The 21151-nt window shown below is 75.1% G+C and carries 20 protein-coding genes; 19 read left to right on the top strand and 1 reads right to left on the bottom strand.

Features of this window, described 5'->3' with window-relative positions; translation table 11 throughout:
- Positions 1–125 precede the first annotated feature (125 nt).
- The 16 genes from pyrR (at position 126) to IN07_RS23880 (ending at position 17651) form a co-directional block, all read left to right on the top strand.
- Positions 126–749 carry a bifunctional pyr operon transcriptional regulator/uracil phosphoribosyltransferase PyrR gene (gene pyrR / locus IN07_RS08235; RefSeq protein ID WP_081975271.1) on the top strand — a complete coding sequence of 208 codons (624 nt, stop codon included), beginning with the start codon at positions 126–128 and terminating at the stop codon, positions 747–749.
- Positions 746–1666: an aspartate carbamoyltransferase catalytic subunit gene (locus IN07_RS08230; protein WP_036335042.1), complete on the top strand. Its 921-nt coding sequence runs from the start codon at positions 746–748 to the stop codon at positions 1664–1666. The genes pyrR and IN07_RS08230 overlap by 4 nt, the downstream gene beginning before the upstream one ends.
- Positions 1663–2952: a dihydroorotase gene (locus IN07_RS08225; protein ID WP_036335040.1), complete on the top strand. Its 1290-nt coding sequence runs from the start codon at positions 1663–1665 to the stop codon at positions 2950–2952. The genes IN07_RS08230 and IN07_RS08225 overlap by 4 nt, the downstream gene beginning before the upstream one ends.
- Positions 2949–4109, top strand: coding sequence for a glutamine-hydrolyzing carbamoyl-phosphate synthase small subunit (gene carA / locus IN07_RS08220; RefSeq protein WP_036335039.1), 1161 nt, complete (start codon positions 2949–2951; stop codon positions 4107–4109). Before IN07_RS08225 ends, carA begins: the two co-directional genes overlap by 4 nt.
- Positions 4109–7423 (top strand): carbamoyl-phosphate synthase large subunit, encoded by a 3315-nt coding sequence (gene carB / locus IN07_RS08215; RefSeq protein WP_036335036.1) that lies wholly within the window; start codon positions 4109–4111, stop codon positions 7421–7423. Before carA ends, carB begins: the two co-directional genes overlap by 1 nt.
- Positions 7420–8784, top strand: coding sequence for a beta/alpha barrel domain-containing protein (locus tag IN07_RS08210; protein ID WP_052091031.1), 1365 nt, complete (start codon positions 7420–7422; stop codon positions 8782–8784). The genes carB and IN07_RS08210 overlap by 4 nt, the downstream gene beginning before the upstream one ends.
- On the top strand, positions 8781–9659 hold the full coding sequence (gene pyrF, locus IN07_RS08205; protein WP_036335035.1) for an orotidine-5'-phosphate decarboxylase: 879 nt from the start codon (positions 8781–8783) through the stop codon (positions 9657–9659). Before IN07_RS08210 ends, pyrF begins: the two co-directional genes overlap by 4 nt.
- Positions 9656–9976, top strand: coding sequence for a hypothetical protein (locus IN07_RS08200; RefSeq protein WP_156119084.1), 321 nt, complete (start codon positions 9656–9658; stop codon positions 9974–9976). The genes pyrF and IN07_RS08200 overlap by 4 nt, the downstream gene beginning before the upstream one ends.
- A gap of 207 nt (positions 9977–10183) precedes the next feature.
- Complete coding sequence (mihF, locus tag IN07_RS08195) at positions 10184–10513, top strand: integration host factor, actinobacterial type (protein ID WP_036335033.1); 330 nt, start codon at positions 10184–10186, stop codon at positions 10511–10513.
- A 50-nt stretch (positions 10514–10563) separates the two neighbouring features.
- Positions 10564–11139: a guanylate kinase gene (gmk, locus tag IN07_RS08190; RefSeq protein ID WP_036335032.1), complete on the top strand. Its 576-nt coding sequence runs from the start codon at positions 10564–10566 to the stop codon at positions 11137–11139.
- An 83-nt stretch (positions 11140–11222) separates the two neighbouring features.
- Entirely contained in the window at positions 11223–11486 is a 264-nt protein-coding gene (gene rpoZ / locus IN07_RS08185; protein WP_036335031.1) for a DNA-directed RNA polymerase subunit omega, read from the top strand.
- A 122-nt stretch (positions 11487–11608) separates the two neighbouring features.
- Entirely contained in the window at positions 11609–12847 is a 1239-nt protein-coding gene (gene coaBC / locus IN07_RS08180) for a bifunctional phosphopantothenoylcysteine decarboxylase/phosphopantothenate--cysteine ligase CoaBC (RefSeq protein WP_156119083.1), read from the top strand.
- A gap of 127 nt (positions 12848–12974) precedes the next feature.
- Positions 12975–14201 (top strand): methionine adenosyltransferase, encoded by a 1227-nt coding sequence (metK, locus tag IN07_RS08175; RefSeq protein ID WP_036335028.1) that lies wholly within the window; start codon positions 12975–12977, stop codon positions 14199–14201.
- On the top strand, positions 14198–16195 hold the full coding sequence (locus IN07_RS08170; protein WP_331437126.1) for a primosomal protein N': 1998 nt from the start codon (positions 14198–14200) through the stop codon (positions 16193–16195). Before metK ends, IN07_RS08170 begins: the two co-directional genes overlap by 4 nt.
- A gap of 89 nt (positions 16196–16284) precedes the next feature.
- Positions 16285–16863 (top strand): ArsR/SmtB family transcription factor, encoded by a 579-nt coding sequence (locus tag IN07_RS08165; protein WP_036335025.1) that lies wholly within the window; start codon positions 16285–16287, stop codon positions 16861–16863.
- Positions 16860–17651 carry an SRPBCC family protein gene (locus IN07_RS23880; protein ID WP_052091029.1) on the top strand — a complete coding sequence of 264 codons (792 nt, stop codon included), beginning with the start codon at positions 16860–16862 and terminating at the stop codon, positions 17649–17651. Before IN07_RS08165 ends, IN07_RS23880 begins: the two co-directional genes overlap by 4 nt.
- A gap of 33 nt (positions 17652–17684) precedes the next feature.
- Here IN07_RS23880 and IN07_RS08155 read toward each other — a convergent pair whose 3' ends face one another.
- Positions 17685–18179, bottom strand: coding sequence for a hypothetical protein (locus tag IN07_RS08155; RefSeq protein WP_036335023.1), 495 nt, complete (start codon positions 18177–18179; stop codon positions 17685–17687).
- A 61-nt stretch (positions 18180–18240) separates the two neighbouring features.
- On the opposite strand from IN07_RS08155, the gene def reads away from it, so the two are divergent.
- The 3 genes from def to IN07_RS08140 are packed head-to-tail and all read left to right on the top strand — an operon-like array spanning position 18241 to position 21148.
- Positions 18241–18798: a peptide deformylase gene (def, locus tag IN07_RS08150; protein ID WP_036335020.1), complete on the top strand. Its 558-nt coding sequence runs from the start codon at positions 18241–18243 to the stop codon at positions 18796–18798.
- Complete coding sequence (fmt, locus tag IN07_RS08145; RefSeq protein ID WP_231558056.1) at positions 18723–19736, top strand: methionyl-tRNA formyltransferase; 1014 nt, start codon at positions 18723–18725, stop codon at positions 19734–19736. The genes def and fmt overlap by 76 nt, the downstream gene beginning before the upstream one ends.
- Positions 19733–21148 (top strand): RsmB/NOP family class I SAM-dependent RNA methyltransferase, encoded by a 1416-nt coding sequence (locus IN07_RS08140; RefSeq protein WP_052091028.1) that lies wholly within the window; start codon positions 19733–19735, stop codon positions 21146–21148. The genes fmt and IN07_RS08140 overlap by 4 nt, the downstream gene beginning before the upstream one ends.
- The last annotated feature ends 3 nt before the right edge of the window (positions 21149–21151 follow it).

Below are 21151 nucleotides of genomic sequence, written 5' to 3'. Positions count from 1 at the left end.
CGCGATGCGGGTCACCTGCGCCGGTGCAGTACCGTCGTCGCCGGTCCCACTCGCCGTCGGCCACTCCGGCCGGCGGCGCAGATCTCCTTTAACGACCCGTCCCGTGAGGCGGGGAAGGAGGCTTGATGACCATGTCATCAGAGCTGCCCGCACCACCGCCCACCGAGCCCGCCGCCGGTGGCCCCCCGCCGTTGCTGAGCGCGGACGACGTCGCCCGGGTGGTCGACCGGATCGCCCACCAGCTGATCGAGCGGGCCGCGAGCGCCTCGCCCGCCGGTGCCTCCGACGGTGGCCTCGCCGACCTGGTGCTCGTCGGCATCCCCACCCGCGGCGCCCCCCTGGCCCGCCGGCTGGCCGCCCGGATCGAGGCGTTCAGCGGCACGACGGTCGACGTCGGCACCGTCGACATCACCCTCTACCGCGACGACCTGCGGCTGCGCGGCGTCCGTGCGCTGGAGGACACCCGGCTGCCGGAGGCCGGGGTCGACGGCCGGCTGGTGGTGCTCGTCGACGACGTCCTGTTCTCCGGCCGGTCGGTCCGCGCCGCCCTGGACGCGCTGCGTGACCTCGGCCGCCCGCGCGCGGTGCAGCTGGCGGTGCTGGTCGACCGCGGCCACCGGGAGCTGCCGATCCGGGCCGACTACGTGGGCAAGAACGTGCCGACCTCGCGCACGCAGTCGGTGAAGGTGCACCTGGCCGAGGTGGACGGGCTCGACGAGGTCCTGCTGACCGAGGGGGCGGACGCGTGAAGCGGCACCTGCTGGAGGCCGCGGACCTGGACCGGGCCGACGCGACCCTCGTCCTGGACACCGCCGGCCAGATCGAGTCGGCGCTCGCCGGCCGAGAGGTCAAGAAGCTCCCCACCCTGCGTGGGCGCACCGTGGTCAACCTCTTCTACGAGGACTCCACCCGCACCCGGATCTCCTTCGAGCTGGCGGCCAAGCGGCTCTCCGCCGACGTCATCAACTTCTCCGCCAAGGGCAGCAGCGTCTCCAAGGGCGAGAGCCTGAAGGACACCGCGCTGACCCTGGAGGCGATGGGCAGCGACGCGATCGTGATCCGGCACCAGGCCTCCGGCGCCCCGCACCGGCTGGCGCAGTGGGTGAAGGGGAGCGTCGTGAACGCCGGCGACGGCACCCACGAGCACCCGACCCAGGCACTGCTGGACGCCTACACGATCCGGCAGCGGCTGGGCCGGCTCGACGGGGTGCGGGTGGTCCTCGTCGGCGACGTGCTGCACAGCCGGGTGGCCCGCTCCAACGTGTGGCTGCTGTCGACCCTGGGCGCCGAGGTCACGCTGGTCGCGCCGCCGACGCTGCTCCCCGTGGGGGTGGGCAGCTGGCCGGTGCAGGTCAGCTACGACCTGGACGCCGTCCTGTCCAAGGCCGACGTGGTGATGATGCTGCGGGTGCAGGCCGAGCGGATGAACGCCTCGTTCTTCCCCAGCGCCCGCGAGTACAGCCGCCGCTACGGCCTGGATGCCCGCCGGATGGCGGTGCTGCCGGACGACGCGATCGTCATGCACCCCGGCCCGATGAACCGCGGCATGGAGATCGCCGCCGAGGTGGCCGACTCGGCCCGCTCCACGATCGTCGACCAGGTCGGCAACGGCGTGAGCGTGCGCATGGCCGTCCTGTACCTGCTGCTGGGAGGCGCACCCGAGTGAGCACCATCTTGATCAAGGGCGCCCGCCCCTACGGCGAGGACGCCGTCGACATCCGCATCGAGGACGGCCGGATCGCCGCGATCGGGCCGGGCCTGGCGGCCGACGGCGCCCAGGTGGTCGACGCGGCCGGGCTGGTCGCGCTGCCCGGCCTGGTCGACCTGCACACCCACCTGCGCGAGCCGGGCCGGGAGGACGCCGAGACGGTCGAGACCGGCAGCCGGGCCGCGGCGCTGGGCGGGTTCACCGCGGTGCACGCGATGGCCAACACCGACCCGGTCGCCGACACCGCCGGCGTCGTCGAGCAGGTCTGGCGGCTGGGCCAGGAGGCCGGGCTGGTCGACGTCGTCCCGGTCGGGGCGGTGACCGTCGGCCTGCGTGGGGAACGGCTGGCCGAGCTCGGCGCGATGGCCGACTCCGCCGCCCGCGTGCGGGTCTTCTCCGACGACGGGCACTGTGTCGCCGACCCGGCGCTGATGCGCCGCGCCCTGGAGTACGTCAAGGCGCTGGACGGCGTCGTCGCCCAGCACGCCGAGGAGCCCCGGCTCACCGTGGGCGCCCAGATGAACGAGGGCGACCGCTCGGCCCGGCTCGGGCTGGTCGGCTGGCCGGCCGCGGCCGAGGAGGCGGTGATCGCCCGTGACGTGCTGCTGGCCGGGCACGTCGGCGCCCGGCTGCACGTCTGCCACGTCTCGACGGCGGGCTCGGTGGACATCCTGCGCTGGGCCAAGTCGCGGGGGGTCCAGGTGACCGCCGAGGTCACCCCGCACCACCTGCTGCTCACCGACGAGTGCGCGGAGACCTACGACCCGGTGTTCAAGGTGAACCCGCCGCTGCGCAGCGACGCCGACGTCCAGGCGCTCCGGGCGGGGCTGGCCGACGGCACGATCGACGCCGTCGCCACCGACCACGCGCCGCACGCGGTGGAGGACAAGGAGAGCGAGTGGGCCTCGGCCCGCCCGGGGATGCTCGGCCTGGAGCAGGCGCTCTCGATCGTCGTGCAGACCATGGTCGAGCCCGGGCTGCTCGACTGGCGCGGCGTCGCCGACCGCATGTCGGTCCGGCCGGCGGCCATCGGCCGTCTGGACGGGCACGGCCGCCCGCTCGCCGTCGGCGAGCCGGCCAACCTGCTGCTGCTGGACCCCACGCACCGGGCCACCGTCGACCCGGCCGCGCTGGCCAGCCGCAGCCGCAACAGCCCCTATGCCGGCCGGGAGCTCCCCGGCCGGGTGGTCGCCACGTTCCTGCGGGGCGCGGCGACCGTGATGGACGGGAAGGCACAGAAGTGAGCGACGCGATCCTCGTCCTCGAGGACGGCAGGACCTTCCACGGCGACGCCTACGGCGCGACCGGCACGACGGTCGGTGAGGCGGTGTTCTCCACCGGGATGACCGGCTACCAGGAGACGCTGACCGACCCCAGCTACGCCGGCCAGATCATCACCATGACGGCGCCGCACGTCGGCAACACCGGCGTGAACGGCGAGGACGACGAGAGCCGCCGCATGTGGGTCGCCGGTTTCGTCGTCCGCGACCCCGCGCGCCGCCCGGCGAACTGGCGGGCCACCGGCAGCCTGGACGACGAGCTGGTCGCCCAGGGCGTGGTGGGGATCAGCGGCATCGACACCCGCGCGCTGACCCGGCACCTGCGCGACCGCGGGGCGATGCGCGCCGGGATCAGCACGGAGCTGAGCGCGGACGAGCTGCTGGCCCGGGTGACCGAGAGCCCGAGCATGACCGGCGCGGACCTGGCGCCGAGCGTCAGCGCGAGCGAGCCCTACGTCGTCCCGGCCGTGGGGGAGAAGCGGTTCACCATCGCCGCGCTCGACCTGGGCATCAAGACCGCCACCCCGCGGTACCTGGCCGAGCTCGGCGTCGAGACGCACGTGCTGCCCGCGACCGCGACCGCCGAGCAGCTGCTCGAGCACGGGGTGGACGGCGTGTTCGTCTCCAACGGCCCCGGCGACCCGGCGGCCGCCGACTACGCGGTCGCCGCGGTCCGCGGGGTGCTGGAGGCCCGCCGTCCGCTGTTCGGCATCTGCTTCGGCAACCAGATCCTCGGCCGCGCGCTCGGCCTGGGCACCTACAAGCTGCGCTTCGGGCACCGCGGGCTGAACCAGCCGGTGCTGGACCGGGTCAGCGGCACGGTGCGGGTCACCAGCCACAACCACGGCTTCGCCGTCGACGCCCCGCTGGACCGGCCGACCGACACCCCGTTCGGGCCGGTCGAGGTCAGCCACGTCGGGCTCAACGACCAGGTGGTCGAGGGCCTGCGGCTGATCGACGCCCCGGCGTTCAGCGTGCAGTTCCACCCGGAGGCGGCGGCCGGGCCGCACGACGCCAACCCGCTGTTCGGCCGGTTCGTCGACCTGATGGCGGCTTCGAAGAAGGGCAACGCGGTGACACCTCCACCCGTCGTCGAGTCGAGCACGGGGGAGAACGCCTGATGCCCAAGCGGACAGATCTGCAGCACGTGCTCGTGATCGGCTCCGGGCCGATCGTCATCGGCCAGGCCAGCGAGTTCGACTACTCGGGGACCCAGGCCTGCCGGGTGCTCAAGGCCGAGGGGCTGCGGGTCAGCCTGGTCAACAGCAACCCGGCCACGATCATGACCGACCCCGAGGTCGCCGACGCCACCTACGTGGAGCCGCTGACCCCGGAGTTCGTCGAGCGGGTGATCGCCAAGGAGCGCCCCGACGCGCTGCTGGCCACCCTGGGCGGCCAGACGGCGCTGAACCTCGCCATCGGGCTGTACGAGAACGGCGTGCTGGAGAAGTACGGCGTCCAGCTCATCGGCGCCGACGTCGACGCGATCAACCGCGGCGAGGACCGGCAGAAGTTCAAGGACATCGTGCGCTCCATCGGCGCCGACGCCCCGCGCTCGACGGTCTGCGGGACCGTGGACGAGGCGCTGGCCACCGCCGCCGAGGTCGGCTACCCGGTGGTCATCCGGCCCAGCTTCACCATGGGCGGGCTCGGCTCGGGGATCGCCACCGACGAGCCGATGCTGCGCCGGATGGCCGGCCACGGCCTGGCCGACTCACCCGTGCACACCGTCCTGATCGAGGAGTCGGTGCTCGGCTGGAAGGAGTTCGAGCTCGAGCTGATGCGCGACCGCAGCGACAACGTGGTGGTCATCTGCTCGATCGAGAACATCGACGCGATGGGCGTGCACACCGGTGACTCGGTGACCGTGGCGCCGGCGATGACGCTCACCGACCGCGAGTACCAGCAGATGCGCGACGTCGGCATCGCCGTGCTGCGCGAGGTCGGCGTGGACACCGGCGGCTGCAACATCCAGTTCGCCGTCCACCCCGAGACCGGTCGCCTGGTCGTGATCGAGATGAACCCGCGGGTGTCGCGGTCCAGTGCCCTGGCGTCGAAGGCCACCGGCTTCCCGATCGCCAAGATCGCCGCGAAGCTGGCCATCGGCTACACCCTCGACGAGATCACCAACGACATCACCGGGGTCACCCCGGCGTCGTTCGAGCCGTCGCTGGACTACGTCGTGGTGAAGATCCCCCGCTTCGCCTTCGAGAAGTTCCCCGGGGCCGACCCGCGGCTGACCACGACGATGAAGAGCGTCGGCGAGGTCATGGCGATGGGCCGCAACTTCACCGAGGCCCTCGGCAAGGCGATGCGGTCGACCGAGACCTCGGCGGCCGGCTTCTGGACCGACGCCGCCCAGCCCGCGGACGCCGCGGCGCTGGTGGAGCAGCTGCGCACCCCGGTCGACGGCCGGCTCTACACCGCCCAGCGGGCGCTGGCCGCCGGTGCCACCGTCGAGCAGGTCGCAGAGGCCAGCGGGTTCGACACCTGGTTCGTCGACCAGATCGCCATGGTCAACGAGATCGGCGAGGAGGTCCGGGAGGCGCCGTCGCTGACCCCGGAGCTGCTGCGCCGGGCCAAGCGGCACGGTCTCTCCGACCGCCAGGTCGCCGTCCTGCGGCCGGAGCTGGCGGGGGAGGGCGGCGTCCGCACGCTGCGCTGGCGGCTGGGCATCCGGCCGGTCTACAAGACCGTGGACACCTGCGCCGCCGAGTTCGCCGCCCGGACGCCGTACCACTACTCCTCCTACGACTCCGAGACCGAGGTGGAGCCGCGGGAGAGGCCGGCGGTGCTGATCCTCGGGTCGGGGCCGAACCGGATCGGGCAGGGCGTCGAGTTCGACTACTCCTGCGTGCACGCGGTGATGGCCCTGCAGGACGCCGGCTACGAGGCGGTGATGGTCAACTGCAACCCGGAGACCGTCTCCACCGACTACGACACCGCCGACCGGCTGTACTTCGAGCCGCTCACCTTCGAGGACGTCCTGGAGGTCGTGGAGGCCGAGCGCGCCGCCGGTCCGGTCGCCGGGGTCATCTGCACCCTGGGCGGGCAGACCCCGCTGGGCCTGGCGCAGCGGCTCAAGGACGCCGGCGTCCCGGTGCTCGGCACGTCCCCCGAGGCGATCGACGCCGCCGAGGACCGCGGGGAGTTCTCCCGGGTGCTGTCCGACACCGGCCTGCTCGCGCCCAAGCACGGCATGGCGACGACGTCGGCCGAGGCGGTGGCGATCGCGGCGTCCATCGGCTACCCGGTGCTGGTGCGGCCGTCCTACGTGCTCGGCGGGCGCGGGATGGAGATCGTCTACGAGGACGCCATGCTGGAGGCCTACATCACCAAGGCCACCGACGTGAGCGCCGACCACCCGGTGCTGGTCGACCGGTTCCTCGAGGACGCCGTCGAGATCGACGTCGACGCGCTCTACGACGGCACCGACCTGTACCTGGGCGGGGTCATGGAGCACATCGAGGAGGCCGGGATCCACTCCGGCGACTCGGCGTGCGCCCTGCCGCCGATCACCCTGGGTGGCGAGGACCTGCACACCATCCGTCGGGCCACCGAGGCGCTGGCCGCCCGGATCGGTGTGCGCGGGCTGATGAACGTGCAGTACGCGCTGAAGGACGACGTCCTCTACGTGCTGGAGGCCAACCCGCGCGCCAGCCGCACGGTGCCGTTCGTGTCGAAGGTGACCGCGGTGCAGCTGGCCAAGGCCGCGGCCCGGATCGCGGTCGGCCAGACGATCGCCCAGCTGCGCACCGAGGGCGTGCTGCCGGCCACCGGGGACGGCACCGACCTGCCGGTCGACGGCCCGATCGCGGTGAAGGAGGCGGTGCTGCCCTTCCACCGGTTCCGGACCATGGAGGGCCACGGGGTGGACACCGTGCTCGGGCCGGAGATGAAGTCGACCGGTGAGGTGATGGGCATCGACGCGGAGTTCGGCACCGCGTTCGCCAAGTCCCAGGCCGCCGCCTACGGCGACCTGCCGACCGGGGGCACGGTGTTCGTGTCGCTGGCCAACCGGGACAAGCGCTCGGCGGTCTTCCCGGTCAAGCGGCTGGCCGACCTCGGCTTCCGGGTGCTCGCCACGGTGGGCACCGCCCAGGTGCTCCGCCGCAACGGCGTCGCCTGCGAGGTGGTCGGGAAGTTCTCGCAGGGCCCGGGCAACGTGGTCGAGCGGATCCTGGCCGGCGAGATCGACCTGGTGGTCAACACCCCGTTCGGCACGCCGGGCAACAGCGGCCCCCGGCTGGACGGGTACGAGATCCGCGCTGCCGCGGTGAGCGCCGGCATCCCGTGCATCACCACCGTGCAGGGCATGGCGGCCACGGTGCAGGGCGTCGAGTCGCTGCGCCGGGGCGACATCGGGGTGCGCAGCCTGCAGGACCTGCACGAGTCGCTGGCCGCCGCCCAGGCGGCGGCCGGGACCACGGCGTGAGGGGGGGCGGGGGCGCGACCGCTGCGGCTGAGCTGGGCCGGGAGGCGCGCGCGGCCGGGCTGACCGGCCCGGTGCTCCGGGCCCTGCACACCGCCGCCGTCGCCCGCTTGGACGGCGCCTCCGCCCCCGAACCGGTCTGGCTCACCGAGCTGACGACCGCACTCGACCGGGACGGGCTGGGCGCCGACGACCTGCCCGCGCTGGTCCGGCTGCTGAGCACGACCGGGCAGCACCGGCTGCTGGCCCGCTCGGGGGTGCGCTTCCCGGCGTACGCCCTCACCGACGACGTGGCGGCTGCGCGCGTCGGGCCGCCGGGGCCACGGCTGCCGGTCCGCCCGCGGGCCGCCGGCAGCTGGCAGGTGCTCGGCCGGCGGACCGGTTTCCCGATCGGCGTGCCCGCCTGCCCGATGACCGGCACCGCCGCCTGGGTGCAGTACCTGGCCGGCAACGGCTTCAACCTGCTCACCTACAAGACCGTCCGCAGCCGCGCGCGCGCGGCCAACCAGTTCCCCAACTGGGCGTTCGTCCCCGGGGTGCGCGAGCCGTTCGCGCTCGACGGACCGCCGCCGGTGGTCACCGCCGAGCCGTCGGACTGGGTGCCGCCCGGCGACCCGGCGGTGACGTCGGCGAACTCGTTCGGAGTGCCGTCGCCGGACCCGGCGGTCTGGACCGAGGACGTCGCCGCCGCCGTCCGCTGCCTGGCCGACGACCAGCTGCTGCTGGTCAGCGTGCTGGGTGAGGACGACGGCGAGGGCCCGCCGCAGCTGCAGGCGATCGCCGAGGACTTCGCCCGGACCGCGCGGCTGGCCGAGTCCGCCGGCGCGCCGGTGGTCGAGCTCAACCTGTCCTGCCCCAACGCGCTGGACGCGGCACGGGGCGGGGTGCAGCCGCCGATCTGCCTGGACGCCGAGCTGACCACCGCGATCGTCGAGACCACCCGGCGCGCGCTGTCCAGCAGCACCGGGCTGGTCGCCAAGCTGTCCTGGCTGGACGCACCCGCCCTGGCCGGGCTGCTGCCGCGGATCGCGCCGCACCTGGACGGGGTGGCCGCGATCAACACGGTGCAGTGCACGGTGCAGCGCCCCGACGGCCGGCCCACCTTCCCGGGGCGGCCGCTGGCCGGCGTCTCCGGCCGGGCGGTGCGCGACCTCGCGCTGGACTTCACCGCCCGGCTGCTGGACCTGCGGGCGGCCGGCGGCTTCGACTTCGACGTCCTGGCGATGGGCGGGGTGACCGACCCGGCGAGCTGCGCGGCGCTGCTGGGGCTCGGCGCGGCCGGCGTGCAGACCGCCACCGGCGCCTTCGCCGACCCCTTCCTCGCCCGCGCGTGCGTCACCGAGCTCGCCGGGGCAGCGGCGTGAGCGGCACCTTCGGGGAGCGGCTGGCCGACGCCGTCGCCGCGCGCGGCCCGCTGTGCGTCGGCATCGACCCGCACGTGCCGCTGCTGGAGCGCTGGGGGCTGCCGGACAGCCCCGACGGGCTGGCCCGGTTCACCGACGCCGTGGTCGACGCCCTGGCCGGGCACGTCGCGGTGCTCAAACCGCAGCTGGCCTTCTACGAGCGGCACGGCTCCCGCGGGCTGGCCGTGCTCGAGGACGCCGTCGTCCGGGCCCGGGCGGCCGGGGCGCTGGTCCTGCTGGACGCCAAGCGTGGCGACATCGGCTCCACGATGGACGCCTACGCCGACTACCTGCGCCCCGAGCACCCGCTCGCCGTCGACGCCCTGACCGTCAGCCCGTTCCTGGGCCCGGGTTCCCTGCAGCCGGCCGTGGACACCGCCCGCCTGCACGGCGGCGGGCTGTTCGTGCTGGCCCGCACCTCGAACCCGGGCGCCGGCACGCTGCAGCACGCGCTGGTGGGGGAGCGGACCGCCGCCCAGGTCGTCATCGACACCGTGCGCGGCTGGAACACCCCGGGGTGGGTGGTCGGCGACCCGCTGCCCGACATCGCCGCGGTGCGCGACATGGCGGGCCGGTGGGGCCCGAGCACGGGCTCGTTCGGCGTCGTCGTGGGCGCCACCCTGCCCGACCTCGACGTCGACCTCGACGGGCTCGGCGGGCCGGTGCTCGCCCCGGGCCTGGGCGCCCAGGGCGGATCGGCCGCCGACCTGCGCCGGCTCTTCGGGACCGGACGCGCCGTCGTCCCCACCGTCTCCCGCGACGTGCTGCAGGCCGGGCCGGACGCGGGTGCGCTGCGGGCCGCCGCCGACCGGTGGACGGCAGAGCTCACCGCGTGAGGCGCGCGGCGCCCCGACTGGTGCTGGCCCTCGGGGCGGTGCTGTGCGCGCTGGGCGTCGCGCTGTTCTGGCGGGCCAACCGGCCGGGGCCACCGGCCGACGGCGGCTGGGCCGCCTACACCCCCCTGCCGGCGGAGACGGCGTACCAGAGCCGGCTGACCCTCTCCTTCGACGACGACCGCTGGGCGGTGCTCTGGACCGCCGGCCACGTCCTCGGTGCCGTGCTGGTCGTGGCCGGGCTGCTGGTGCTGTCCGCCCTGGCCGGGTGGCTGCTGGGCCGGCGGCGGGCCGGCCGACGACCTGTTGACCAGCGGTGACGGCACGGTTACTGCACCGTCCGGTCCGATCGGGTGTCCGTGCAGCACACCGGCCCGGCGCAGATGACACGGGGTCCAGGGTGACCAGCGGGTTCGAGGTGACTAGGTTGGCGCCCAGGCTCACATCGAGGGCCGCCGTCCAGGCACACTCCACACCGAACGACACCGCCGGTCGCAGCGCCGGCACGAACACGATTGGGTTGCTCCGTGCCCCTTCCCGAGTTGTCCCCCGAACAGCGCGCCGCTGCCCTGGAGAAGGCCGCCGCGGCCCGCAAGACCCGCGCCGAGCTGCGTGAGCGGCTGAAGACCAAGGGCGCGACGGTCGGCGACGTCCTCAAGCAGGGCGAGACCGACGAGGTCATCGGCAAGATGCGCGTCTCCGCGGTGCTCGAGTCCCTCCCCGGGGTCGGCAAGGCGCGTGCGGCCAAGATCATGGAGCGCCTCGAGATCTCACCGACCCGTCGCGTCCGTGGTCTCGGTGCCAACCAGCGCAAGGCGCTGGAGGCCGAGTTCGCCGGCGAGGTCGTCGAGCCCTGAGCACGTCCCTGTCCCGACCGACGCACACCCCCAGCCCGAGGACGCCGAGCGTGGCCCGCACCCCTGCCCGCCTGACGGTCCTCTCGGGTCCCTCCGGGGTGGGGAAGGGCACGGTCGTCGCCGAGGTCCGGCGCCGGCACCCGGAGGTCTGGGTGTCGGTGTCGGTCACCACGCGTGCCCCGCGCCCTGGCGAGGTGGACGGCGAGCACTACTGGTTCGTCGACGCCGAGTACTTCGACTGGCTGATCGAGCACGACGGCCTGCTCGAGTGGGCCGAGTACGCGGGCAACCGGTACGGCACCCCGGTCGCGCCGGTGCAGGAGCAGCTGGCCTCCGGGGCCCCGGCGCTGCTGGAGATCGAGCTGCAGGGCGCCCGGCAGGTGCGCGAGCGCGCGCCCGAGGCGCAACTGGTCTTCCTGGCCCCGCCGTCCTGGGCCGAACTGGTCAGCCGACTGGCCGGCCGGGGCACCGAACACCCCGAGGTGCAGTCCCGCCGGCTGGCCCTCGCCCAGGCCGAACTGGACGCCTCCGGGGAGTTCGACGTGGTCGTCGTGAACGACGACGTGGCCAGAGCCGCAGACGAGTTGGTAGGCTTGCTGACTGCGTCTCCGCCCGCTGGTCCCTGACCGCGGCCGAGGGCGCACCCGAGGCGACCGAGCGGAGCCATCCGCCGCCCGCCCGCACACCGAGTTGAGGAGCACGCCCGCCCGTGTCCGGAGTCGCACCTGCCCCTGAGGGCATCACCAACCCGCCGATCGACGAGCTGCTCGAGCGGACCACCAGCAAGTACGGGTTGGTCATCTACGCCGCCAAGCGCGCGCGTCAGATCAACGCCTACTACAGCCAGCTCTCCGAGGGCCTGCTGGAGTACGTCGGCCCGCTGGTCGACACCGCGCCCCAGGAGAAGCCGCTGTCGATCGCGCTCCGCGAGATCAACGAGGGCCTCCTCGCCCACACCGCCGGCGAGAACTGAAAAAGGACCCCCTCGCCCCCCACCGCTCGCAGGCTCGCGGCGGGCCCCTGCGAGGGGGCCTTACTGATGACGAAGCCCCCGGCTGGTGCCGGGGGCTTCGTCATGTGTGGAGGATGGACCCCATGAGCCAGATCGTCCTGGGCGTGGGTGGTGGCGTCGCGGCCTACAAGTCCGCGCTGCTGCTGCGCGCCCTCACCGAGTCCGGCCACGACGTCCGGGTGGTGCCGACCGCGTCGGCGCTGCGCTTCGTCGGCGCCGCCACGTTCGAGGCGCTCAGCGGCAACCCGGTGTCCACCGAGGTCTGGGACGACGTGCCCGAGGTCGCCCACGTCCGGATCGGGCAGACCGCCGACCTGGTCCTGGTCAACCCGGCCACCGCGGACCTGCTGGCCCGGGCAGCGGCCGGCCGGGCCGACGACCTGCTCACCGCGACGTTGCTCACCGCGCACTGCCCGGTCGTCTTCGTGCCGGCCATGCACACCGAGATGTGGCAGCACCCGGCCACCCAGGACAACGTCGCGACGCTGCGCCGCCGTGGAGCCGTCGTGCTGCCCCCCGCGGTGGGACGGCTCACCGGCCCGGACTCCGGCCCCGGACGGCTGCCCGAGCCGGCCGACGTCGCCGCGTTGGCCGAGCTGGTGCTGTCCGCCGGTGCCGGCGCGCTCGCCCACGACCTCAGCGGCCGCCGGGTCGTGATCAGCGCCGGTGGCACCCGGGAACCGCTGGACCCGGTGCGGTTCCTGGGCAACCGATCGTCCGGGCTGCAGGGCTGGGCGCTGGCCCGGGTCGCCGCCGCCCGGGGCGCCGAGGTGGTGCTGGTCGCCGCCAACGTCGAGCTGCCGGCCCCGTTCGGGGTGCGGGTGGTCGCTGTCGAGAGCGCCGAGGAGCTGCGCCTCGGGATGCACGGTGAGTCGTCCGGTGGGGAGACGGGGCGCCCGGCCGACGTCGTCGTCATGGCCGCCGCCGTCGCCGACTTCCGGCCCACCACGGTCGCCGGCAGCAAGCTGAAGAAGGGTGGGGCCACCGAGCCCAGTTCGCTGGAGCTGGTCCGCAACCCCGACGTCCTGGTCGAGCTCGTGGGCGCGCGGCCGGCCGGGCAGCTCGTCGTCGGCTTCGCCGCGGAGACCGGCGACGCGGAGGGCGACGTGCTGACCCACGCCCGCGCCAAGCTGGCCCGCAAGGGCGTCGACCTGCTGGTGGTCAACGACGTCTCCGCCGGACGGGTCTTCGGCCGGTCGGAGAACGAGGTGACGGTGCTGGCCACCGACGGGACGACGACCGCCGTGCCGGCCGGTCGCAAGGACGCGGTCGCCGCCGCGATCTGGGACGTGGTGGCCGACCGGGTCGCCCGGCAGCCCTGACGCCACCGCCTCACCGAACGGCCGCCGGCTCCCGCCGGTAGCCTCAGCCGTCGGGCCGACCACTGCCGTGGTGCAGCCCGGCCGACCGCGAACAACGCGCTCGGCAGCCGACTGCAGGGAGAACCGAGTGCCACGCCGTCTCTTCACGTCCGAGTCGGTGACCGAGGGCCACCCCGACAAGATCGCCGACCAGATCAGCGACTCGATCCTGGACGCGATGCTCGCGCAGGACCCGCGCAGCCGCGTCGCCGTCGAGACCCTCATCACCACCGGCCAGGTGCACATCGCCGGTGAGGTCACCACCTCCGGCTACGTCGACATCGCCGACATCGTGCGCAAGACGATCCTCGGCATCGGCTACGACTCCTCCCGCAAGGGCTTCGACGGCGCGTCCTGCGGCGTCAGCGTCTCCATCGGCGCCCAGTCCCCGGACATCGCCCAGGGCGTGGACACCGGCTACGAGGCGCGCAAGGCCGAGCTGAGCGCGGCCGAGCACCGGGCTGCGGTGGCCGACGACCTGATCGAGCGGCAGGGGGCCGGCGACCAGGGGCTGATGTTCGGGTACGCCACCGACGAGACGCCCGAGCTGATGCCGCTGCCGATCGCGCTGGCGCACCGGCTGTCCCGGCGGCTGTCGGCGGTCCGCAAGGACGGGTCGGTGCCCTACCTGCGTCCCGACGGCAAGACCCAGGTCACCGTGGTCTACGAGGACGACCGCCCGGTCGCCGTGGACACCGTGGTGGTCTCCTCCCAGCACGCCGAGGACATCTCCATCGACACGCTGCTGGCCCCCGACGTCCAGGAGCTGGTGGTCGAGCCCGCGCTGCGCGAGCTGGGCCTGCCGACCACCGGCTACCGGCTGCTGGTGAACCCGACCGGCAAGTTCGTCATCGGTGGCCCGATGGGCGACGCCGGGCTGACCGGCCGCAAGATCATCGTCGACACCTACGGCGGCATGGCCCGGCACGGCGGCGGCGCCTTCTCCGGCAAGGACCCCTCGAAGGTCGACCGGTCCGGCGCCTACGCGATGCGCTGGGTGGCCAAGAACGTCGTCGCCGCCGGGCTGGCCCGCCGCTGCGAGGTGCAGGTCGCCTACGCGATCGGTGCCGCGCACCCGGTCGGCCTCTTCGTCGAGACCTTCGGCACCAACACGGTGCCGGAGGAGGCGCTGGAGAAGGCGATCACCTCGGTGTTCGACCTGCGGCCCGGTGCGATCGTGCGGGACCTGGACCTGCTGCGGCCGATCTACGCCCCGACGGCGGCCTACGGCCACTTCGGGCGCACCGACGTCGAGCTGCCCTGGGAGCGGCTGGACCGCGTCGACGCGCTGAAGTCGGCGGTGGGCGTCTCCTGAGCACGGCACGGCCGATCGACGACGACCCGGGCACCCGCACACAGCGGGTCGCCCGGGTCGTCGTCGATGTGCCGTTGGCGCACCTGGACCGGCCCTTCGACTACGCCGTCCCCGACGAGCTCGCCGAGCAGGTGGTGGCCGGCTGCCGGGTCCGGGTGCGGTTCGCCGGCAAGCTGGTGGACGGCGTCGTCCTGGAGCTGACCGGCGACACCGACCACACCGGGAAGCTGGCCCCGCTGGCCAAGGTGGTCTCCGCCGAGCCGGTGCTCACCCCCGAGGTCGCCGAGCTGGCCCGCTCGGTCGCCGACCGCTACGCCGGGTCGCTCACCGACGTGCTGCGGCTGGCCCTGCCACCGCGCCGCGGCGCCCCGGAGAAGCGGCCCCGGCTCGACCCGCCGCCACCGCCCCCGGCTCCCGACCCGGCGGGCTTCGCCCGCTACCCGACCGGGCCGCAGCTGCTGACCGCGGTGGCCGAGGGGCGGGCGGCCCGCGCGGTGTGGACGGCGCTACCCGGGGAGGACTGGCCGACCCGGCTGGCCGAGCTGGCGCAGGCCGCGCTGTCGGGCGGGCGCGGCGCGCTCGTCGTCGTCCCCGACGGCAAGGACCTGGACCGGCTGGCCGCCGCGGCCGAGCGGCTGCTGCCGGCCGGTTCGGTCGCGGTGCTGCGCGCCGACTCCTCGCCGGACACCCGCTACGGGCGCTTCCTCGCCGCCTCCCGCGGCACCGCCCAGGTGGTGCTCGGCACCCGCGGGTCGGTGTTCGCGCCGGTCCGCGAACTGGGCCTGGTGGCGATCTGGGACGACGGCGACGACCTGCACGCCGAGCCGCGGGCGCCCTACCCGCACGCCCGCGACGTGCTGGTGCACCGGGCGCACCTGGCCTCCTGCGCGGCCGTGGTCGCCGGCACGGCGCGCACCGCGGAGGCGGCGCTGCTGGTGGAGTCCGGGTGGGCGCACGAGCTGATCGCCGACCGGGCCACCCTGCGCGCCGCGGCGCCGCGGGTGGAGGCCCTCGGCAGCGACTTCGAGCTGGCCCGGGACCCGGCTGCGCGCTCCGCCCGGCTGCCCACGCTCGGTTTCACCGTGGCCCGGCGCGCGCTGGCCGACGGCGCCCCGGTGCTGATCCAGGTGCCCCGCTCCGGCTACGTGCCCTCGCTGGTCTGCGACCGCTGCCGGGCGCCGGCCCGCTGCGCGCACTGCGCCGGCCCGCTGGGGATCGCACCGGCGCCCGGGCCGAACGGGGTGCGGATCGCAGCCTGCCGCTGGTGCGCCCGCCCGGCGGCGACCTTCGACTGCCCGCACTGTCACGGCACCAAGCTGCGGGCCGCCGTGATCGGCGCCTCCCGCACCGCGGAGGAGCTGGGCCGGGCGTTCCCGGGAGCGGCGGTGCGGGTCTCCGGCCGCAGCTCCGGGGTGCTCGCGGAGGTCTCCGGTGACCCGGCGATCGTGGTGGCCACGCCGGGGGCGGAGCCGGTGGCCGAGGGCGGCTACGGCGCGGCGCTGCTGCTGGACTCCTGGGCGCTGCTGGGCCGGGCCGACCTGCGGGCGGGGGAGGAGACGATGCGCCGCTGGATGAACGCCGCCGGGCTGGTGCGGGCCGGCGGCCAGGTGGTGGTCGCCGCCGACGCCGCGCACCCGGTCGTGCAGGCGCTGGTGCGCTGGGACCCGGCCGGGCTGGCCACCCGGGAGCTGGCCGACCGCCGCGAGCTCGGATTCCCGCCGGTCACCCGGATGGCCTCGCTGTCGGCGTCACCGGCGGCGCTGGCGGACTTCCTGGCGGCGCTGCGGCTGCCCGAGGGCGCCGACGTCCTCGGACCGGTCCCCGAGCCGCCGCGGCCGGGGCAGGAGGGCGAACGGGAGCGCTACCTGGTCCGGGTGCGGCGCAGCGACGGGGCGGCCCTGGCGCGGGCGCTGCACGACGTCCAGGGGGTGCGCAGCGCCAAGAAGGTCGCCGAGCACGTCCGCGTGCAGCTGGACCCGCTCGAGCTGGCCTAGGCGTACGCGGCCGTCCCGTCGGGCGGCAGGGGGTGTGGAGCTCGCACGGAGCCCTTGACAACTTTTCCTGTCAGGAGCACGGTGACGGCATGCAGGACGTCGAGGTCATCGAGGACGCGGAGGCGGCGGCCACCGCGCTGGACCCGGTCCGGGCCCAGCTGCTCGGCGAGCTGGCCGTCCCGGCCTCCGCCGCCGGGCTCGCCGCCCGGGTCGGCATCGCGCGCCAGAAGGTGAACTACCACCTCAAGGCGCTCGAGGCGCACGGCCTGGTGAGGCTGTCCGAGGAGCGCCGGCACGGGGGCATCACCGAGCGGGTGCTGCAGGCGTCGGCGGCGTCGTACGTCGTGTCGCCGGCGGCCGTCAGCGCGTCCGCGGCCGATCCGGACGCCAACGCCGACCACCTGTCGGCGGGCTACCTCGTCGCGCTGGCCGGCCGGCTGGTGCGCGAGGTCGGCGCCCTGGCGCGCCGGGCCGGCGCGTCCGGCACGCGCCTGCCGACGCTGACCATCGATACGGAGATCGGCTTCCGGTCGGCCGCCGACCGGGCTGCCTTCGCCGACGACCTGACCGCGGCGGTGCTCGACCTGGCCGCTCGTTACCACCACGACGACGGGCGCCCGCACCGGCTCGTCGTCGCCGCCCACCCCGTTCCCGAGGAGAGAACATGAGCACGACCACGGACGTCCCGTACCGCCTGGAGTTCAGCGTCGAGGTCCCGGGCAGCCCGGAACGGGTCTGGCAGGCCGTCGCGACCGCCCGGGGCATGAGCGCCTGGTTCCTGCCGACCGAGATGGAGGAGCGCGAGGGCGGCACCCTGCACTTCTCCATGGGCCCCGAGATGGGCTCGGACGGCCGGGTCACCGGCTGGGACCCGCCGCGCCGCATCGCCTACGAAGAGGACTGGGCCGCCCTCATGGGCAAGGACCCGGACGCGCTGAGCCCGCTGACGTCGGAGTTCCTCGTCGAGGCACGGTCCGGCGGCACCTGCGTCGTGCGGGTCACCAGCAGCGGCTTCGGGACCGGCGCCGCCTGGGAGTCGGAGTGGTGGGAGGACATGGGTTCGAGCTGGCGGCCCTTCTTCGACAACCTGCGCCTCTACCTGGCGCACTTCCCCGGCCAGGAGGCCACGCAGCTGGAGGCCGCCGCCGTCCACCCCGGCGACGCGGGAGCGCTCTGGTCGACCCTGCGCGACGCGCTCGGCCTGGGCGAGGAAGGCGCGACGGTCGAGGTGCGCGGCGCCACCGGCACGGTCGAGCGGGTCGGCGAGCGGCAGGCGCTGGTCCGGCTCACCGCACCGGTTCCCGGGATGCTCAGCGTCTTCACGTACGGCGAGGGGAACGGCACGGCGTTGGCGGGGGTGCGGGCGTACCTGTTCTCCGCCGACGCCGCGGACCACGTGCGGCGCGAGCAACCGGCCTGGCAGGCCTGGCTGCAGGAGCTCTCCGTCCCCGCCTGATCCCCTGCACCCGCTGCCCGGGCCACCGGGTGGTCAGTCGATCGGCTGGTCCAGCAGCTGCGCCAGCTCGGCGTCCAGCTGGGCGGCGGCCATGTCCTCGATGGCCCGCTCGGTGGCCCGGCGCCAGCGCACCGGGAGCGTCGTGGCGGCGGTGCCCACCCCGGCCACGATCCCGACCAGCAGGTGCGGGCGCGCGTGGCCGCGCCGGCGCAGCGCCCCGACGGCGGGGCCGTGCACGGCCGTCGCCGCCAGCCCCCAGCCGGCCGTCGCGAGCGCCTGGTGACGGGTGACCGCCTGGTCGGCGGGGGACGCCGACTCGACCGGCATGCCCTGGAAGGTGCGCCGCAGCGAGGGCAGGTCGTGGGCCACCGTGTCGGCGGCGACCGCGACCAGCAGCGCCAGGTACACCCGTGCGCGGGCCGCGGACCGGGGCGGCAGGTCGAGGGCCGCCTCGGCACCGCCGACCGTCAGGCCGTCGACGAGGGTGCTGATCACGGCGTGGACGCGGTGCGAGGCGAGTGAGGCCATTGCTGCACCGTAGCCAGGTCACCCTGCGGGCGCCGCTGCACACGGCACCTAGGATCGTCGGGTGAGCGTCACCCCCATCCGGATCATGGGCGACCCGGTGCTCCGCACCCCGGCCGCCCCCGTCGTCGACTTCGACGCCGAACTGCGTCAGCTCGTCGCCGACCTGACCGACACCATGCACGCGGCCGGCGGCGCCGGCATCGCGGCGCCGCAGATCGGCGTCGGCCTGCGCGTGTTCACCTGGTACGTCGACGGCGAGGTCGGCCACCTGGTCAACCCCGACGTGACGCCGGTGGGCGAGGAGACCGAGGAGGACGCCGAGGGCTGCCTGTCCATCCCCGGCTTCCGGTTCGACTGCCGTCGGCACCTGTACGTCGCCGCCACGGGCTGGGACATGCACGGCGAGCCGATCCGGGTGGAGGGCTCGCACAAGCTGGCGCGGGCCATCCAGCACGAGACCGACCACCTCGACGGCGTGCTCTTCGTCGACCGGCTCGACGCCGAGGCCCGCGCCGCCGCCCTGGACGTGCTGCAGGGTGCGGAGTGGCAGGGCGCGCAGGCCTGGCTGCCCGACGGGTCGCCGGTGCCGGCACCCGTGGTGAAGGTGAGCCCCCACTGAGGCTCCTGTTCGCCGGTACCCCGGCGCCGGCCGTCGTCGCCCTCGACGCGCTGCTGGACTCCGCCCACGAGGTCGTCGCCGTCCTCACCCGGCCCGACGCACCGTCCGGCCGCGGCCGGCGCACCAGCCGGTCGCCGGTCGCCGAGCGCGCCGACGCCGCCGGCATCCCGGTGCTGCAGCCCCGCTCGCCTCGGGAGCCGGAGTTCCTGTCCCAGCTCGCCGACCTCGCCGTCGACTGCGCCCCGGTCGTCGCCTACGGCGCCCTCGTGCCGCCGGCGGCCCTGCAGGTCCCGCGGCACGGCTGGGTGAACCTGCACTTCTCGCTGCTGCCCGCCTGGCGCGGCGCGGCGCCGGTGCAGCACGCGATCATGGCCGGCGACGAGGTCACCGGCGCGGCCACCTTCCAGCTGGAGGCCGGGCTGGACACCGGCCCGGTCTTCGGCGTCGTCACCGAGCCGATCGGGGCCACCGACACCGCCGGCGACCTGCTGGACCGGCTGGCGGTCAGCGGTGCCCGGCTGCTGGTCGCGACGCTGGACGGCCTCGCCGACGGCTCGCTGCGGCCCGAGCCCCAGCCGGCCGAGGGGGTCAGCCTGGCCCCGCGGATCGAGACCGCGGACGCCCAGGTCGACTGGACCCTGCCGGCCCACGTCGTCGACCGGCGGGTGCGCGGTGTGACGCCGGCGCCGGGGGCCTGGACGACCTGGCGGAGCAACCGACTGCGGCTGGCGCCGGTCGAGCCGCTGTCCTCGTCGTTGGCCCTCGAACCCGGGGAGCTGTCGATCGGGTCGACCGGTGTGCTGGTGGGCACTGGTCGCGGTGCCGTCCGGCTGACGTCGGTGCAACCGGCCGGCAAGAAGATGCTCCCGGCGGTCGACTGGGCGCGCGGTGCGCGCCCGGAACCGGGCGAGCGACTCGGTGAGCAGGTGGGCGCATGACCGGCCCGGAGAAGCGGGCCGGCCACAAGCGGCGCAACGACCCCGGCACCGGCAACCAGCGCCCGCAGTCCCGACGCCACCGGCCGACGCTGGACGGGGCCCGGCTGACCGCCTACGACGTGCTGGACGGCGTCTCCAGCCGGGCGGCCTACGCCAACCTGCTGCTGCCCCAGCTGCTGCGCGAGCGGCAGCTCGAGCCCCGGGACGCCGCCTTCGCCACCCAGCTGGCCTACGGCACGCTGCGCGCCACCGGCACGCTGGACGCCGTCCTGACCACGCTGGTGTCCCGGCCGCTGGCCGAGCTCGATCCCAAGGTGCTGGACCTGCTGCGGCTCGGCGCCTACCAGCTGATCGACCTGCGGGTGCCGGCGCACGCCGCGGTGGACACCACGGTCGCTCTCACCCGGGCGATCGTCGGCACCGGCGCCTCCGGGCTGGTCAACGCGGTGCTGCGCAAGGTCGCCGCCGGCGGTGACCGGGCCGCCTGGGTCGCCGCCCTCGCCCCGGCCGACGACGACGCGCGGTTGACCCTCACCACCGACCACCCGCGCTGGATCGTCGAGGCGTGGCGGGAGGCGCTGGCCGACGACGCCGAGGTGGAGGCCGCGCTGCTCGCCGACGACGCCGCACCCGAGGTGCACCTGGTCGCCCGGCACGTCGGCCGCGACGAACTGGCCGCTGACTCCGGTGGCGAGCCCGGTCCGTGGTCGCCGCACGCCGTCCGGCTGCACGGCGGTGACCCCGGCAAGCTGGCCGCAATCCGCTCCGGCGCGGCCGCGGTGCAGGACGAGGGCAGCCAGCTGGCCACCCTCGCCCTGGTCCGGGCGCCGCTGGAGGGCCCGGACGCGCGCTGGCTGGACATGTGCGCGGGCCCCGGGGGCAAGGCGGGGCTGCTGGCGGCCGTCCGGCCGGCCGGGGTCCACCTGACCGCTGCCGACCGCAGCGAGCACCGCGCCGAGCTGGTGCGCGGAGCACTGGCCGGTGCGGACGACGTCGAGGTCCTGGTCGCCGACGGCACGGCGCCGAGCTGGCCGGCCGGGTCGTTCGACCGCGTCCTGCTGGACGCACCCTGCACCGGCCTGGGCGCGCTGCGCCGCCGGCCGGAGGTGCGCTGGCGGCGCACGGCCGACGACGTCGAGCCGCTGGCCGAGCTGCAGCGGCAGCTGCTGGACAGCGCACTCTCCTCGGTGCGGCCCGGGGGAGTGGTCGCCTACGTGACCTGCTCCCCGCACGCTGCCGAGACCGTCGCCGTGGTCGACGCGGTCGCCGGCCGGGACGACGTCGAGGTGCTCCCCGTGGCCCCGCTGTTCCCCGAGGTGCCCGGCATCGAGCGCGGTGAGCACGCCCAGCTGTGGCCGCACCGGCACGGCACCGACGCGATGTTCATGGCGCTCCTCCGCCGCACCCGCTGACGC

Source organism: Modestobacter caceresii (assembly GCF_000761485.1).
Classification (GTDB): Bacteria; Actinomycetota; Actinomycetes; order Mycobacteriales; family Geodermatophilaceae; genus Modestobacter; species Modestobacter caceresii.
This window is presented reverse-complemented; position numbering and strand designations above follow the sequence as displayed.

Excerpts from the sequence above, each read along its gene's own strand:
- coaBC (WP_156119083.1), top strand. The coding sequence starts at position 11,609 with ATGAGCCAGATCGTCCTGGGCGTGGGTGGTGGCGTCGCGGCCTACAAG.
- pyrR (WP_081975271.1), top strand. The coding sequence starts at position 126 with ATGACCATGTCATCAGAGCTGCCCGCACCACCGCCCACCGAGCCCGCC.
- carB (WP_036335036.1), top strand. The coding sequence starts at position 4,109 with ATGCCCAAGCGGACAGATCTGCAGCACGTGCTCGTGATCGGCTCCGGG.
- IN07_RS08155 (WP_036335023.1), bottom strand. The coding sequence starts at position 18,179 with ATGGCCTCACTCGCCTCGCACCGCGTCCACGCCGTGATCAGCACCCTC.
- IN07_RS08165 (WP_036335025.1), top strand. The coding sequence starts at position 16,285 with ATGCAGGACGTCGAGGTCATCGAGGACGCGGAGGCGGCGGCCACCGCG.
- IN07_RS23880 (WP_052091029.1), top strand. The coding sequence starts at position 16,860 with ATGAGCACGACCACGGACGTCCCGTACCGCCTGGAGTTCAGCGTCGAG.
- IN07_RS08140 (WP_052091028.1), top strand. The coding sequence starts at position 19,733 with ATGACCGGCCCGGAGAAGCGGGCCGGCCACAAGCGGCGCAACGACCCC.